Raw genomic sequence first — 14433 nt, forward strand, 5'->3', positions numbered from 1 at the left:
GCAGTTGGCATTCACGGGTGCGGACGAGCGCCCAGACTGAAGATCGTTCGAATCTGTGTGTCAGCGAAAGCGTTGTTGGGATTGCGGAATGAATACACTGCGCCCCCTCGCGTCATCACCGCACCGCTTTCTTCAATCGCGGCTTCGTCGGCGAAGTACGCGAGCAGGCTGATGCGGGACGCGGCTGTCTGGGTGAAAAACCGGCCTGTGAGCAGTCGGAGGTGAACAGGGGCGTCGACCTCATCGGCAGCGAGACCGCGCAATTGATCTCCGTTGATTCCGCTGACCTTGACGCATACCGCAGCCGGGCGGCGGCCTGTTAATTGGTTACGCGCCGCCTTCTCGATAGTGTCGAACATATTGGCAAAAAGCGTCGACCGCTTTTCGCTCTCGTATGCGACGAGCACGGCGCATTGCGTGGGGTAAACGCTGTATAGATATTCGGCATTCCCCACTCCGAGCGAGGAAGCAAATTCGCGTATGGCCGCTGCTGTCGGTTCCGCGGCCGGGTCAAGAAATGGCGAGCCCGCCACGTCAAAATGATCCACGGACACAATGACGTTGCCGCTTCGGATGAAAAACCCTGATGAAGCGTAGAGAACATCATCTACGACTTCGCGTATGCGCTTATGGGAAGCCTGATCGGCAGGCGCCTCTCCGTCGAAGCGTATGCGCAACAGACGCCCCGCTTGAGCGTGAGTGCCACCGAACCGATCCAGGTCTGGTTTCAAACGGTGCGAAAGGTCTGCCGAGACACGCTGTGTGACCGCTTGGCCTTTGTCCTCTGCAAGGCATTTGCATTCGAATTCTAGTTCTTCGCGAGTCCTCGGGTCCGTGGCGAGAATATCGAACGTGCCGCCCCCTTGGAGTTCGGGGAACACCACTTCCATGCCTGCCTTGGCAAGATGCGTCGCGACTTGAAACTCAAACTGCATGGCGTGCATGTCCGCGGGATTTTTAAGCGCGCCGCGCATTCTGCCGATTAGCCCCTTTGCACTGTCGGGATGCGCTCGAACGACGGCGAGGAACTGCGCCACCATGGTGCAGGCTTCGTATAGGTCGGGGGTGTTTGGAATTACATGTCGGCCTTCCGCATATTCCTGCTCCAGATGAGCAAGTGCGAATACCAAGCGGTGCTGGCGGTCGTGAAGGCCTGCCAGTAGGCCGTTGCCCCTGACCTCTGCCCGAAGCTGATCGGCCATGCGCCGCCAAATTCCCGGATCCACCAGCGCGGCGAAGTCCTGAAACTCCACGATGATCCGCTCGACACTCATTTCGGTCGGGAGCATGTTCACTAGAGTGCTGGCGAGAGCAGTCGAGGCTATCAGACAAGCAACGATGCCGACTGGCCACGCCGAAAGGCGCGCAAGCGGTCGTATCCTTCGATTTCAGCGCGTAAGTGTTTGCGACTGGGCAGCTCGGCGTGCGTCGTCTAAGTGGTGCGCAACCCAGTGCGAGAACAATGGCAGAAACGCGCGCGCTTTCGCATCACCGTGCATGGCGGCGTGCCACAGGCGGTCCAACAATTCGACGGCTTCCATAACGTGCGGCTCCATGTTGTGCATGGCGCCACGATGCCGGCTGGGTAGCCCGGCGTCTGTCGGAAAAAGCCGCGCCCGTGGTAGGACCCTAGCGGCGTTCGGTGTGCGCCCACGCGTAGCGCCGCGCCCACGTGACCATTTCCCGCAGCGCGGCGTCGTAGTCGTCATGCCACGACGGGTAGTCGTCGTCGTTGCATCGTAGTTCCCAGCGCCCATCCGTCATCGCGCTGGCGTACGCGATGCGCGCGCCGCGCAGGCGGCATTCCAGCATGGTGTCCGTTCGGCGATAACGGAGGTCGGGATGTGGGTCCATGGGCGCATTGTCCGGTGGCCCGTCTCACGCGCTGGCGGAGCCCTGTGGACAACCGGGAGGCACTTCGTCGGCGCCGCCGCGCGCCGCGCCGGGCATCAATGGAATCGCTTGCCAGGTTGGCGCGTCAGTCCGACGCTTCGGCGCCCGCGCGTGGGATTTTTCCGGCGTCGGAAATAGCTTGCGGGAGTTGTTGTCCGCACAACGCGTCCAGATCCCCTTCAGCCAGCTCGGCATAGCCATGCAGGCCAATTGCGACCAGCACGTCATGGGGCACGCTTGAGGGCTCACATCGGACCTGCCCGATGAGCTCGGGGGCCGGGGACAGGCTTAGAAAGGCGGCTGGGGCGATCACTGTCGGGACCGCCAAGATGGCGCCGTCGTGCCGGCCGTAGATGTTGAATTGCATGGTGCGCCCGGGCGACAGTGGCCGAGATTATGCCCGTTCCGCGTTAGTTCGCACGTCACGCGCTATCGTTCCTACTCGACCGATACACCGCCCCCCGGCTAGTCGCCTCACTCAGCGGGAGGAGCTTGGCCGGTGGTGCCGCTTCTGTCTTCCACGGTTGTGCGGCCGCGGGTCCATGGGCGCATTGTCCGGTGGCCCGTCTCACGCGCTGGGGGGGGGCGTGCACAAGTCGTCCAGCCCTCGCGCCGCGTCAACGCCGCTGTGGCAGCCTTGCGCGGATGTGCGGAAGAGACGCCTACCACCCCAGCCGAGCCGAAGTCGCGTGGGCTCTGCGCGGCATGATGATGGTCGACATGCCGGCGACCGACCCGGCAGCCACGTACAACCGCGCGCCAACGCAGGTTGGCGAAGTCATCACGGCGACTGACGACGGCGGTGCCTTGTACCCCATGCGATGGGGCCTGCTGCCGCCGTGGGCGAAGGACACGCGACTTGCTTACAAAACGATCAATGCGCGTCTGGAAACCGTGTCCAAAGCGCCGTCGTTCCGCGGCGCGTGGAAGTCGCGGCGCGCGCTGATTCCGGCGTCGGGCTACTTCGAGTGGATGAAGATCGACGCGAAGACCAAACAGCCCTACTTCATCCACCTCGACGGCGAGCCGGTGATGTTCTACGCCGGGCTATGGGAAAGCCGCCGCGACGACGCCGGCAACGAGCTGCTGACGTACTCGGTGATCACGCGCGACGCCGACCAGACGGTCGAAACGATCCACGACCGCATGCCGCTGATCCTGCCGCCCACGGTATTTGAGGCGTGGCTGCACGGTTCGGCAGAACAGGCGATGGAGATCGCCCTAGGCGTGCCATCGGCGCCGCTGGTCGCGCATAAGGTGGACCGCGCCGTTGGCAACGTCCGCAACAACGAGCCGCGCTTGATCGCGCCCCTCGCGTCCTGAATCAGCGCGCAAGCCGGTCTCGCACGCGCGGAGCCGTAGGGAGTGGCGTAGGGAGCGAACGTCACGAGCGATTAAAAACCCCACGATTTGTGGGGTTTTTTTGCGTATTTGGCGGAGAGAGTGGGATTCGAACCCACGGAAGGTTTAACCCTTCGGCGGTTTTCAAGACCGCTGCCTTAAACCACTCGGCCATCTCTCCGATGTGCAGACGCCGGCGTTCGGCGCCGGCGTCGTGATCGCTGATTCCGTCGCGACGCCGCGCGGAATTGTGCCACGGCGTCAGGCCGTCGCGATTTCCTTGCGACGCCCAGCAGCGCTTTCCTGCTCGGTGCACGGGCGGCCGTGGATTTCAGAGCACTGCAGTCGTGCGGACTCCACCATCGCCGGGGCGCGATCGGCGAGGAAATCGATGAACACGCGCACCGCCGGCAACATGCCGCGCCGCGACGCGAACACCGCATGGAAGATGCCCTGCGGCAGGCGCCATTCGGGCAGCACGACTTCGAGCTCGCCACTGCGCACGGCTTCGGCGCAGATCGTTTCCGGCAGCAGCGTGATGCCGATGCCCTGCTTCGCGAGCTGCATAAGCATCGGGAAATCGAAGCCCATGATGCGCGGCTTGAGTTCCATGCGGCGCACTTCGCCGTTCGGGCCGTGCAACTCCCAGCGCTGGCGAGCTTCGTCCTCGCTCATCGACATGGTGACGTGGTCGGTGAGCTCGTCCGGCGTCTTCGGGCGGCCCATGCGCTTGAGGTACTGCGGGCTCGCGACCAGCAACTCCTGGATCTGGCCGAAGCTGCGCATCACCAGGCTGCCGTCGTCGTCGAGCTTGGTGCGCACGCGCAGGGCGACGTCGAAGCCTTCGTTGATCACGTCCACGCGGCGGTTGCTGATGTGCATCTGCACGCGCACCTGCGGGTACAGCGCAAGGAATTCGGGCAGCAGCTTGGGCATGTGCTGCTGCGCGATGCCGACCGGCACGCTGACGCGGATCACGCCGCGCGGCTCCGCGCTTAGCCGGTCGACGACTTCGCGTGCAGCCTTGGCTTCTTCCAGCATCGACTGCGCGTGGCGGTACACGCTCTGGCCGACGTCGGTGACGGCGAAGCGGCGCGTCGATCGCTGCAGCAGGCGCACGCCGAGGTCGGTTTCAAGCTGGCTGATGCGTCGGCTCAGGCGCGACTTCGGGATGCCGAGCGCGCGTTCCGCCGAGGCGAAACCGGAGTGCTCGACGACAGCCGCGAAGTAGTACAGGTCGTTCAGATCGTTCATGACGACAGTTCCATGACCGCAACGGTACGTGACATTAGACCACCTTAATTCTATTGGCGCAACAACCTACGTTGTTTCCAACACGGCGACGCCGTCGATAGGACAACGCAAATGAAGCTGCTTCACCTCGATTCCAGCGCTCTCGGCGCCGATTCCGTCAGCCGCGAGCTCACGGCCGCCATCGTCGGCCAGCAGCAGCGGCTCGATCCCAAGGTCGAGGTCGTCCGTCGCGATGTCGATGCGGACGCCCTGCCCCATCTCTCCGCTGCGACGTTCGCCAGTGCCGACGCCGCGGCGCAGTCGGCAGCCGTGCTCGACGAGTTCCTCGCGGCGGACACCGTCGTGATCGGTGCGCCCATGTACAACTTTTCGATCCCGTCGACGCTGAAGGCCTGGATCGACCGCATCAGCGTCGCGGGCAAGACGTTCCGCTACGGCCCGAACGGCCCGGAAGGCCTGGTGCGCGGCAAGACGGTGATCGTCGCAATCGCATCGGGCGGTTCGCACGCGGGCGAGCCGACCGATTTCGTCGAGCCGTATCTGCGCCAGCTGTTCGGGTTCCTCGGCGTGCGCGACATCCGCTTCGTGCGTGCGGACGGTGTTGCGCTGTCGCCCGAATATCGTCGCGCGGCAATTGACGCGGCCGTGGCCTCGCTCGACGTCGAGCTACCTCGCGCGGCATAACGCGCTGAACGAAACGGGCCCGCCGCATGACGCGACGGGCCCGTCCATGTCGCGACGCGATCGATCAGCGCAGAACGTCGATCCCGCCCATGTACGGGCGCAGCGCGTCCGGCACGACGATGCTGCCGTCGGCCTGCTGGTAGTTCTCCATCACCGCGATCATCGCGCGGCCCACGGCGACGCCGGAGCCGTTGAGCGTGTGCACCGATTCGGGCTTGCCCGTCGCGGGATTACGCCAACGCGCCTGCATGCGCCGCGCCTGGAACGCATCGCAGTTCGAGCACGACGAAATCTCGCGATACGTGTTCTGCGACGGCAGCCAGACCTCCAGGTCGTAGGTCTTCGACGCGGAAAAACCCATGTCGCCGGTGCACAGCAGCATGCGGCGGTACGGCAGGCCGAGGCGCTCGAGTACCACTTCCGCCGCGCGCGTCATGCGCTCGTGTTCGACTTCGCTTTCGGACGGACGCGAGATCGAAACCAGCTCCACCTTTTCGAACTGGTGCTGGCGGATCATGCCGCGCGTGTCGCGGCCGTGGCTGCCTGCTTCGGCGCGGAAGCACATCGAATGCGCGGTCATGCGCATCGGCAGCTGTGCGTCCTCGATGATCTCGTCGCGCACGATGTTGGTCAGCGGCACTTCCGACGTCGGAATCAGGTAGCGCTTCGACTCGCCGACCGCCGTGGTGAACAGGTCGTCCTCGAACTTCGGCAGCTGGCCGGTGCCGCGCATGGAATCGGCATTGACGATGACCGGCACGTTCACTTCGAGATAGCCGTGTTCGCCGGTGTGCAGGTCGAGCATGAACTGCGCGAGCGCGCGATGCAGCCGCGCCAGGCCGCCGCGAAGCACGGTGAAACGTGCGCCCGAAAGCTTCGCCGCGGCGTCGCCGTCGAGCCAGCCGTTGCGCGCACCGAGTTCGACGTGGTCGAGCACCGTGAAGTCGAACGTGCGCGGCGTACCCCATCGGGCCTGCTCGACGTTTGCGCTTTCGTCGCCGCCAAGCGGCACGGTTTCGTGCGGCAGGTTGGGGATGCCGAGCGCCATCGATTCCATGTCCTCGCGAATCGCCTCGAGGCGGCCTTCGCTGGATTTGAGCTCATCGGCGATGCCCGCGACTTCGGCCATCAGCGGTGCGACGTCCTCGCCCTTCGCCTTGGCCTGGCCGATCGCCTTGCTGCGCGTATTGCGCAGGTTCTGCAGCTCCTGCGTGCGCGTCTGGATCTGCTTGCGCTCGGACTCCAGCGCTTCGAACGCGGATGCATCGAGCGCATAACCGCGCGTGGCGGCGAGGCGTTCGGCGACTTCGGCGGGGCGCTGGCGCAGCAGGACCGGATCGAGCATGGGAGCGTTCGTCGAGCGTGGAAAGACGGCATTATCACCGCACCGCGCGGCCGGTGCGCTTCTTCCCGGCGCGTTAACGGCCCTGTGCCAGCATGCCCACGATGGATACGACACGCATGGCGACTTCCCCCGCGCCGTCCGGTGAACGCCCTGGACGCCCGCCCTTCCGCTTCAACCGCAAGCTCGCGCTGTGGATCGCGCTGGCGTTCGTCGCCGGTTTGATCCTGTTCGCGGTCGCGATCCGGCATTCGAACCGCACGGATTTCTACCGCGCCGGCGAAGTGCCGCCGTCCACCGCCGAACCCGACTACACGCCGCTGCCGGCACCTCAGGCGGGCGACAGTGGATCGGGCATCGGCTCGCTGGAGCCGCCTCCGCCGCCGGTGGCCTCCGAAGCGCCGGTCGCGCGACCGGTCCCGGCACCTGCGCCGATCGAGCGACCCGCCCCCGAACCACGCCCCGCTGCGGTCGCCGACCGCAAGGCGCGCCCGATTCCCGGCCAGACGCCCGCGCCCGACTACCCCATGCGCGCACTACGCGACGGCGAAACCGGTACGGTGCTGGTGCTGGTGCACATCGGCCCGGACGGCGTACCGACCGCGACTGAACTCGCCCAGTCGAGCGGCTCGCGTGAGCTGGATCGCGCCGCGCTGCAGGGCGTTCGCCGCTGGCGCTTCGAGCCCGCGATCGGCGACGGCCACCCGACCGTGGGCGACGTCGTCGTGCCGATCGACTTCAAGCTGTCGGACTGATCGACTCGATCCGCAGGCCTGCTTCACCAGCCAGTTCGACGAAACCCGGAAACGATGTCGCGACGTTCGCGACGTCACGGATCCGAACCTCTCCGCTCGCGCGCTGTGCGAGCACCGCAAGGCTCATCGCGATGCGGTGATCGCCCAGGCTGTCGACGTCGCCGCCGTGCGGTTGTCCGCCCTCTATGACCGCGCCATCGGGACGTTCGTCGACCGTGATTCCGAGCGCGCGCAAGCCCGCCGACATTGCGGCAAGGCGGTCCGATTCCTTGACGCGCAATTCGGCCGCGCCGCTCACCGTCGTGCGTCCTTCGGCACATGCGGCGGCTGCGAACAGCGCGGGGAACTCGTCGATCATGTCCGGCACGAGCGCGGTCGGGACGTCGATGCCCCGCAACGCTGCCGCACGCACGCGAAGGTCCGCCACCGGTTCGCCGCCCTGCTCGCGCGACGATTCGACGGTGATGTCGGCGCCCATGAGTCGCAACGCTTCGAGCAGGCCCGTGCGTCGCGCGTTCATTCCGACCGCTTCAATCAGCAGGTCCGAGCCCGGCACGATGGTTGCGACGACAAGGAAGAATGCTGCCGACGAGAAATCCGCGGGCACATCGACGTCGGTTGCGCGTAGTGTCTGGCGTCCGGTCAGCGTGGCTTCGCCTGGCGCGAATTCGATGTCTGCACCGAATGCTCGGAGCATCCGCTCCGTGTAATCGCGGGTTGGGTGTGGTTCGACAACGCGCGTTTGCCCTTCGGCGTACAGGCCGGCAAGCAGCACGGCCGACTTTACCTGCGCGCTGGCGACCGGTGACGGGTAATCGATGCCGCGAAGCGCGCAGCCGCCATGGATATGCAGCGGCGGCAGCCCGCCGACCGTGTCGATGCGCGCACCCATTTCCGACAGCGGCTCGGTGACCCGACGCATCGGTCGCTTCGATAACGACTCGTCGCCGACCAGCAGGCTGTCGAACTGCTGTCCGGCGAGCAACCCGGCGAGCAGGCGCATGCCGGTGCCTGCGTTGCCGCAATCGAGCGGCGTATTCGTCGCGCGCAAGCCGCGCAGCCCGACACCGTGGACGATGCGTTCGCTCGGTGCCGGCGAATCAATACGCACGCCGAGCTGCGCGAACACGCGCGCGGTCGCACGCGTGTCCTCGCCCTCGAGGAAGCCCGTAATGCGACTCGTGCCTTCGGCGATCGCCGCGAACATTACGGCGCGATGGGAAATCGACTTGTCGCCCGGCACGCGTATGCGGCCGCGTAGCGGCGCGCCAGACGATGCGAGCCAATCGAGACTCACGACAGCACCTCGTCCAGCGCTTGCAGCAGGCGACGGTTCTCGTCGGTGGTGCCGACGGTGATGCGGCTGTATGCCGGCAGGCCGTAGCCGCCCATCGGTCGCAGCACGACGCCACGTTCGAGCAGCGCAGCTTCCACAGACGCGGTGCGCTGGCCGAAATGCGCAAGCACGAAATTCGTCTGCGACGGGAGCACGCTAATGCCACGGGTCTGCAACGCAGCCGATAGCGACGCACGCTCGTTGGAGTTGCGATCGCGCGACCAGTCGAGATGCTCGCGATCTGCCAGTGCGGCCTCGCACGCGGCCAGCGCGAGCGAATTGACGTTGAAACTCTCGCGTACGCGCTCCATGACCGCGACCAGGCCTTCCGCTGCCATCGCGTAACCGCATCGCGGACCCGCAAGCGCATACGCCTTGCTGAAGGTACGCGTGACGACGACATTGCCGCGGTCCTTCGCGATCGACAGCGCACTCGCGTAGTCCGGTGCGTCGGCCATTTCCGCGTACGCCTCGTCGACGACGACGATGACGTGCGGCGGGACGGCATCGAGGAAGCGAGCCAGGGTGTAGCGGTCGAGCCAGGTGCCAGTCGGGTTGTTGGGGTTGGCGATATAAAGAAGCTTCGTCGCAGGCGTGATCGCAGCGAGCAGCGCATCGACATCATGGCCGAGCGGCATCGCAGCATCGTCCGCCAGCGCGGGTGCGACGCGTGCATTCGCAACGGATGCACGCGTCGCCAGCGCGAACACCGCGAAGCCGTATTGCGGGTAGACGACGTCATCGCCCGCGCCAGCGAATACTTGTGCGAACTGCATCAGCAATTCGTGCGAGCCGTTGCCCAGCAGGATGCGCGATGCGTCAACGCCGTGCAGCTCTGCAAGCGCCGCCTTCAACGACGCACCGCGCGGATCGGGATAGCGATGCATCAGATGCAACGCGTCGAGCACCGCGGCACGTGCCTGCGGCGACGGCCCGTATGGATTCTCGTTCGAGCCCAACTCTACCAACCACGTCGTGCGCGCACGCATGCCCACAACGTCGTGCCCCGGGTCGTAGGCCTTCAGGCTTCGGATCCCCGCCGTGGCGCGCGACGCGAACCAGGCTTCGTCGTACGCCGGCGTCATCCGATCGCTACCGGGTACGAACCGAGTACGCGAACCTCCTGCGCGAACTCACCGAGGCCCGACAGCGCCTGGGTCATCGCCGGCTGGTCGACGTGCCCGTCGATATCGATGAAGAACGCGTACTGCCACGGCTGCGCATGGCCGGGGCGCGATTCGATGCGCGTCATGCTCAGCCCGTTGCGCGCGAACGGCTCCAGCACGCTGTAGAGCGCGCCCGGCTGATCCTTGATGAAGACCAGCAGCGACGTGCGGTCATTGCCCGACGGCGTGAACAGCTCGCGTCCAAGCACGAGGAAGCGCGTGGTGTTGTCGGCGCGGTCCTCGATCGGGCCCTGCACCACCTTCAGGCCGTACACCGACGCCGCGCTGATGCCGGCAATCGCTGCCGCGTCGTCCGCGTTGCGCGCGCGACGTGCCGCGTCCGCGTTGCTCGACGCCGGAATCATTTCCACGGCGGGCAGATGCGAACGCAGCCACGCGCGGCATTGCGCGAACGACTGCGGATGCGAGTACACGCGTTCGATGTCCTCGATGCGCCCGGTGCGCGACAGCAGGTGCTGATGCACGCGCAGTTCGACTTCACCGCAGATGCGCACGTCGGACGACAGGAACATGTCGAGCGTCGACTGGATCGTGCCCTGCGTGGAGTTCTCGACGGGAACGACGCCGAAATCGGCATTGCCGGCGGCGACTTCCTGGAACACTTCCTCGATGCTCGCGAGCGGAAGCGAACGCACGGAATGTCCGAAATGCTTCAGCGCGGCCTGCTGCGTATGCGTGCCTTCCGGGCCGAGATAACCGACCTTCAGCGGCTCCTGCTGAGCCAAGCAGGCCGACATGATTTCGCGGAACACCCGCACCAGCACCGCGTTATCAAGCGGGCCTTCGTTTCGATCGACCACGCGGCGCAACACCTGCGATTCGCGCTCCGGCCGGTAGTAATCCACCGCGCGCGCCAGCTCGCCTTTCGCGCGCCCCACCTGCGCGGCGAACTGCGCGCGCTCGCTGATCAGCGACTGGATGTCGCGGTCGATGCCGTCGATGCGTTCGCGCAGTCGCGCGAGTTCCTCCGGTGATCCCGCGCTCATCCGTGTCGCCTCCTGAAGTCATCCATGAACTCGACCAGCGCAGCGACGCCGGTTTCCGGCATTGCGTTGTAGATCGATGCACGCATGCCGCCGAGCGCGCGATGCCCTTTGAGCCCAATCAGCCCGGCCTTCACTGATTCGGCGAGGAACGGCTTGTCGAGCGCTTCGTCGTGCAGGAAAAACGGCACGTTCATTCGCGAACGAACGGCGGTCGCGACTTCGTTTCGATAGAAGCCGCCCGAGCCGTCGATCGCGTCGTACAACGCCTTGGACTTGCGCGCATTGCGACGCGCGAATTCCTCGACGCCGCCTTCGTTGAGCATCCACTTGAACACGAGGCCGGCGAGATACCAGTTCCACGTCGGCGGCGTGTTGAGCATGGACTCACCCTTGACGTGCGAGCGGTAGTCGAAGATGTCGGCGCGCGGCTGCCCGGCGCGGTCGAGCAGGTCGCGGCGGATGATCACGACGGTGACGCCGACCGGCCCGAGGTTCTTCTGCGCACCGGCGTAAATCACGCCAAACTTCGACACATCCAGCGGCTCCGATGCGATGTTCGAGCTGAAGTCCGCGACCAGCGGGACATTGCCGACGTCGGGCACGTCGCGGAACTCGACGCCGTGGATGGTCTCGTTCGCAGTGATGTGCACGTAGGCCGCGTCGGGCGACAGCTGCCAGTCGCCGCGCGGCGGAATGTCGCGGAAACCGCCGGCCTCACTCGTCGCCGCGACCTGCGCGTCTACATACGGCTTGGCCTGCTTGATCGCCGTCTTGCCCCAATGGCCGCTCACGACGTAGTCGGCGCGCTGTCCGTGCGTCGCAATGTTGAGCGGCACCAGCGCCTGCGCGGTGGTGGCGCCGCCGGCCAGGAACAGGATCGCGTAGTCGTCGGAGATCGACATCAGCTGGCGCAGGTCGGCCTCGGCCTCGGCCGCCACGCCCATGAACTCGGCGCCGCGATGGCTGAGCTCGACGATGGACGCGCCCACGCCACGCCAGTCCAGCAACTCGTCGCGTGCCTGCTCGAGCACGGCTTCCGGGAGGGTGGCGGGACCGGCACTGAAGTTGAAGACGCGCGACATGGGGCACCTGCGATCGGGGTGAAGGCCGAGTATGCCGCAGCGCAGCACGGCGGGCGGCCGCCCCTGCATCTTTTTCATCATGACGCTCGTCTAATCGGTTATCGAACCCGGGAGACGCCCCCATGTCCCTGCACGACGCCCTGCGGATTCACGCTCGCGACATCACTGAGGAAGCCGTCTACCGCGACCGCCGCCGGGTCGTTGCCGCGCTCGCCGCATCGGGTGCACTCACGTTGTCCGGCTGTGCGAAGGCCGACCCACCGGCCGCACCCGCGGCCGCGAAGATCGACCCCGCGCGCATGCGCGCCGGGTTCACCACGAACGAAACGCGCACGACATACCAAGACGTTACGACCTACAACAACTTCTACGAATTCGGCACCGGAAAGGCCGACCCGTCGAACGCGCCGCGCACCCTTCGCACACGCCCGTGGACCGTGGCGGTGGGCGGGCAATGCGCGAAGCCGGGACGCATCGGCATCGACGACCTGCTGAAAGGTCTGACGTCCGAAGAACGCGTGTACCGCCATCGCTGCGTCGAAGGCTGGTCGATGGTGATTCCGTGGCTCGGTGTGCCCCTCGGCAGCGTGCTGAGGCGCTTCGAGCCGACGTCGAAGGCGAAGTTCGTCGCGTTCACTACGCTGGCCGACCGCAAACAGATGCCGGGCCTTTCGTATCCGGCGCTCGACTGGCCGTATCGCGAAGGCCTGCGCATCGACGAAGCCATGAACCCGCTGGCGCTGCTCGCGACGGGCATCTACGGCAAGCCGCTGCTGCAGCAGAACGGTGCGCCGCTGCGGCTCGTGTTGCCGTGGAAGTACGGCTTCAAGTCGATCAAGTCGATCGTCGCGATCACGTTCGTGGAGCGGATGCCGTTCACCAGCTGGAACGATCAGGCATCGGACGAGTACGGCTTCTTTTCGAACGTCAATCCGGCCGTCGACCATCCGCGCTGGAGCCAGAAGACCGAGCGCCGCATCGCGGGCACCGGCAGCAAGCTGTTCGCCGATCGCATCCCGACCAAGCTGTTCAACGGCTACGCGGAACAGGTGGGATCGATGTACGCCGGCCTCGACCTGAGGAAGTGGTTCTGAGCGCGGCGGTCGCGCGCCCGGTGCGTCGACGCACCGAACCGGGTGTCGTCATCGCGAAGGCTGTCGTGCATGTGCTCGCGCTGCTGCCCGCGGCATGGCTGGCGTGGCAGATCCGCAACGAGGTGCAGCTCGGCACCGGCGCGCTTGGGGCAGACCCCGTCGCGGCGATCGAACATTTCCTCGGCCTGTGGGCGATCCGCTTCCTGATGATCACGCTCGCGGTGACGCCGCTTCGCCAGCTCACCGGCAAGGCCGTGCTGCTGCGCTTTCGTCGCATGCTCGGGCTGTACACATTTTTCTACGCGACGCTGCACTTCGCGGCGTGGATGATCCTCGACCTGCGACTCGACGCATCGCAGATCGGCGCGGCAATTGCGAAGAAGCCCTTCATTACCGTCGGCTTCGCTGCGTGGCTGCTGCTGGTGCCGCTCGCGGCGACGTCATTCCAGCGTGCGATGCGTGCACTCGGTCGACGTTGGGGCCAGCTGCATCGCGCGATCTACGTGATCGCGATCCTCGCAGTGCTGCATTTCTGGTGGCTGGTGAAATCCGACATCCGCGAGCCGGCGTTGTACGCGGCTATCGCCGCGCTGCTGTTCGGGTGGCGCCTGTGGAAGCGCCTGAAACCGGCTAGCCCGCGCCGTACAGCAACAACAGGCTGAGCGCGCCGGCGAGCAGCACGGCCGCGACGATCAACCACGGCATGCGTCGCGCGGCGCGTCGCAATTGCGGCGGCGCGGGTGCACGACCACTGGGGCGTCGCTCGCGTTCCGGCTCGACGTCGGGCGGACGTGCGGCTTCGACAACGAAACGATGCTGACCGGCGATCACGAGCTGATCGCCCGGCAGCAACAGCGCGCTCGACAGCGAATGACCATTGACCCAGACGGGCGCGGCGGTTGTTGATGTCGTCGCGCGCACGCCTTTCGCAGTCGCGCGCAAGGTGAGCTCGCGCTGGCCCACGGCTTCGTCGTCGACCGGGATATCGCTGTCGGTCGCGCGTCCGAGCACGCAGTCGCGATCGAGCGGAAAGCAGCGCCCGTGATGACGGCCGGCGATCGCCCGCAACACCGCACGCCCTTCCGTGCGCGCCGAGGCCGCGACGTCGGCCGACTCCGGGCGTCGTCCGACGAGCACGCATTCGACGCCGGCGAGGAAGATCGAATCACCCGCGCGAAGCATCGCCATGCGCCGGATCGGTCGGCCGTTGACGTACACGCCGCGCACGCCGTCGCGTACCTGCAGCCAGACGCCGCGCGAATCGACGTAGATATGCGCGACGGGTTCGGTGTCGCCCGCATGCCGTCCGTCGAGCATCGACGACACGATCGGATGCACGCCCGGCTCGAGATCGAGCAGGTCGCGGCCGGGATCGGTCTGTCGAAGTCGGAGGGCTGTCACGCGGCCGGAATCTAGCATGCCGACGCGGCGTTGCCGGCCCCTGCGCCACAATGCCCGCCACCGCACGCACCGGAGGCC

At 66.1% G+C, this 14433-nt stretch carries 14 protein-coding genes, 1 tRNA gene and 1 pseudogene; 5 read left to right on the forward strand and 11 right to left on the reverse strand.

The genetic code is table 11. The features are described 5' to 3' along the window. Positions 1–11: 11 nt before the first annotated feature. The 3 genes from ACVWWW_RS10180 to ACVWWW_RS10190 form a co-directional block, all read right to left on the reverse strand. Positions 12–1289, reverse strand: coding sequence for a hypothetical protein (locus tag ACVWWW_RS10180; RefSeq protein WP_027082134.1), 1278 nt, complete (start codon positions 1287–1289; stop codon positions 12–14). 340 nt (positions 1290–1629) lie between these two features. Then, positions 1630–1854, reverse strand: coding sequence for a hypothetical protein (locus tag ACVWWW_RS10185; protein ID WP_027082133.1), 225 nt, complete (start codon positions 1852–1854; stop codon positions 1630–1632). 124 nt (positions 1855–1978) lie between these two features. Then, entirely contained in the window at positions 1979–2260 is a 282-nt protein-coding gene (locus tag ACVWWW_RS10190) for a hypothetical protein (RefSeq protein ID WP_027082132.1), read from the reverse strand. Positions 2261–2538: 278 nt separating this feature from the next. Here ACVWWW_RS10190 and ACVWWW_RS10195 point away from each other — a divergent pair, with 278 nt between their 5' ends. Continuing rightward, entirely contained in the window at positions 2539–3216 is a 678-nt protein-coding gene (locus ACVWWW_RS10195; protein ID WP_027082131.1) for an SOS response-associated peptidase, read from the forward strand. Positions 3217–3325: 109 nt separating this feature from the next. On the opposite strand, the gene ACVWWW_RS10200 is transcribed toward ACVWWW_RS10195, so the two are convergent. Together ACVWWW_RS10200 and ACVWWW_RS10205 are read right to left on the reverse strand one after the other, a co-directional pair. Continuing rightward, positions 3326–3415, reverse strand: a tRNA-Ser gene (locus ACVWWW_RS10200). 80 nt (positions 3416–3495) lie between these two features. Continuing rightward, positions 3496–4488 carry a LysR substrate-binding domain-containing protein gene (locus ACVWWW_RS10205; RefSeq protein WP_027082130.1) on the reverse strand — a complete coding sequence of 331 codons (993 nt, stop codon included), beginning with the start codon at positions 4486–4488 and terminating at the stop codon, positions 3496–3498. Positions 4489–4599: 111 nt separating this feature from the next. Between ACVWWW_RS10205 and ACVWWW_RS10210 the strand changes: the two genes are divergently transcribed. After that, a complete protein-coding gene (locus tag ACVWWW_RS10210) occupies positions 4600–5172 on the forward strand; it encodes an NAD(P)H-dependent oxidoreductase (RefSeq protein WP_027082129.1) in 573 nt (190 codons plus the stop codon). Between the two features lie 64 nt (positions 5173–5236). Here the strand turns inward: ACVWWW_RS10210 and serS are convergent, their stop codons facing one another. Continuing rightward, a complete protein-coding gene (gene serS, locus ACVWWW_RS10215) occupies positions 5237–6517 on the reverse strand; it encodes a serine--tRNA ligase (RefSeq protein WP_027082128.1) in 1281 nt (426 codons plus the stop codon). Positions 6518–6633: 116 nt separating this feature from the next. Here serS and ACVWWW_RS10220 point away from each other — a divergent pair, with 116 nt between their 5' ends. Further along, on the forward strand, positions 6634–7269 hold the full coding sequence (locus tag ACVWWW_RS10220; RefSeq protein WP_196804323.1) for a TonB family protein: 636 nt from the start codon (positions 6634–6636) through the stop codon (positions 7267–7269). Here the strand turns inward: ACVWWW_RS10220 and aroA are convergent. From aroA to serC, 4 genes and pseudogenes are all read right to left on the reverse strand, one after another. Then, positions 7253–8566, reverse strand: coding sequence for a 3-phosphoshikimate 1-carboxyvinyltransferase (gene aroA, locus ACVWWW_RS10225; protein ID WP_027082127.1), 1314 nt, complete (start codon positions 8564–8566; stop codon positions 7253–7255). The two genes, ACVWWW_RS10220 and aroA, sit on opposite strands and share 17 nt — an antisense overlap. Further along, on the reverse strand, positions 8563–9690 hold the full coding sequence (gene hisC, locus ACVWWW_RS10230; protein ID WP_027082126.1) for a histidinol-phosphate transaminase: 1128 nt from the start codon (positions 9688–9690) through the stop codon (positions 8563–8565). The genes aroA and hisC overlap by 4 nt, the downstream gene beginning before the upstream one ends. After that, a pseudogene (gene pheA, locus ACVWWW_RS10235) lies at positions 9687–10754 on the reverse strand (prephenate dehydratase); the annotation flags it as partial. The gene hisC and the pseudogene pheA, both read right to left, overlap by 4 nt. A gap of 20 nt (positions 10755–10774) precedes the next feature. Continuing rightward, positions 10775–11860: a 3-phosphoserine/phosphohydroxythreonine transaminase gene (gene serC, locus ACVWWW_RS10240; RefSeq protein ID WP_027082125.1), complete on the reverse strand. Its 1086-nt coding sequence runs from the start codon at positions 11858–11860 to the stop codon at positions 10775–10777. A gap of 122 nt (positions 11861–11982) precedes the next feature. On the opposite strand from serC, the gene msrP reads away from it, so the two are divergent. Next, complete coding sequence (gene msrP, locus ACVWWW_RS10245) at positions 11983–12954, forward strand: protein-methionine-sulfoxide reductase catalytic subunit MsrP (protein ID WP_027082124.1); 972 nt, start codon at positions 11983–11985, stop codon at positions 12952–12954. 20 nt (positions 12955–12974) lie between these two features. Beyond that, on the forward strand, positions 12975–13616 hold the full coding sequence (locus ACVWWW_RS10250; RefSeq protein ID WP_027082123.1) for a protein-methionine-sulfoxide reductase heme-binding subunit MsrQ: 642 nt from the start codon (positions 12975–12977) through the stop codon (positions 13614–13616). Here ACVWWW_RS10250 and ACVWWW_RS10255 read toward each other — a convergent pair. Continuing rightward, a complete protein-coding gene (locus ACVWWW_RS10255) occupies positions 13585–14355 on the reverse strand; it encodes an FHA domain-containing protein (RefSeq protein ID WP_196804322.1) in 771 nt (256 codons plus the stop codon). The two genes, ACVWWW_RS10250 and ACVWWW_RS10255, sit on opposite strands and share 32 nt — an antisense overlap. Positions 14356–14433 lie beyond the last annotated feature (78 nt).

The sequence above is a fragment of the Lysobacter sp. HA18 genome, assembly GCF_054057595.1.

What these genes read in the sequence shown, in the direction of transcription:
- ACVWWW_RS10180 (WP_027082134.1), bottom strand. Translation starts at nt 1,289, where the DNA reads ATGCTCCCGACCGAAATGAGTGTCGAGCGGATCATCGTGGAGTTTCAG.
- ACVWWW_RS10185 (WP_027082133.1), bottom strand. Translation starts at nt 1,854, where the DNA reads ATGGACCCACATCCCGACCTCCGTTATCGCCGAACGGACACCATGCTG.
- ACVWWW_RS10190 (WP_027082132.1), bottom strand. Translation starts at nt 2,260, where the DNA reads ATGCAATTCAACATCTACGGCCGGCACGACGGCGCCATCTTGGCGGTC.
- ACVWWW_RS10195 (WP_027082131.1), top strand. Translation starts at nt 2,539, where the DNA reads ATGTGCGGAAGAGACGCCTACCACCCCAGCCGAGCCGAAGTCGCGTGG.
- ACVWWW_RS10205 (WP_027082130.1), bottom strand. Translation starts at nt 4,488, where the DNA reads ATGAACGATCTGAACGACCTGTACTACTTCGCGGCTGTCGTCGAGCAC.
- ACVWWW_RS10210 (WP_027082129.1), top strand. Translation starts at nt 4,600, where the DNA reads ATGAAGCTGCTTCACCTCGATTCCAGCGCTCTCGGCGCCGATTCCGTC.
- serS (WP_027082128.1), bottom strand. Translation starts at nt 6,517, where the DNA reads ATGCTCGATCCGGTCCTGCTGCGCCAGCGCCCCGCCGAAGTCGCCGAA.
- ACVWWW_RS10220 (WP_196804323.1), top strand. Translation starts at nt 6,634, where the DNA reads ATGGCGACTTCCCCCGCGCCGTCCGGTGAACGCCCTGGACGCCCGCCC.
- hisC (WP_027082126.1), bottom strand. Translation starts at nt 9,690, where the DNA reads ATGACGCCGGCGTACGACGAAGCCTGGTTCGCGTCGCGCGCCACGGCG.
- serC (WP_027082125.1), bottom strand. Translation starts at nt 11,860, where the DNA reads ATGTCGCGCGTCTTCAACTTCAGTGCCGGTCCCGCCACCCTCCCGGAA.
- msrP (WP_027082124.1), top strand. Translation starts at nt 11,983, where the DNA reads ATGTCCCTGCACGACGCCCTGCGGATTCACGCTCGCGACATCACTGAG.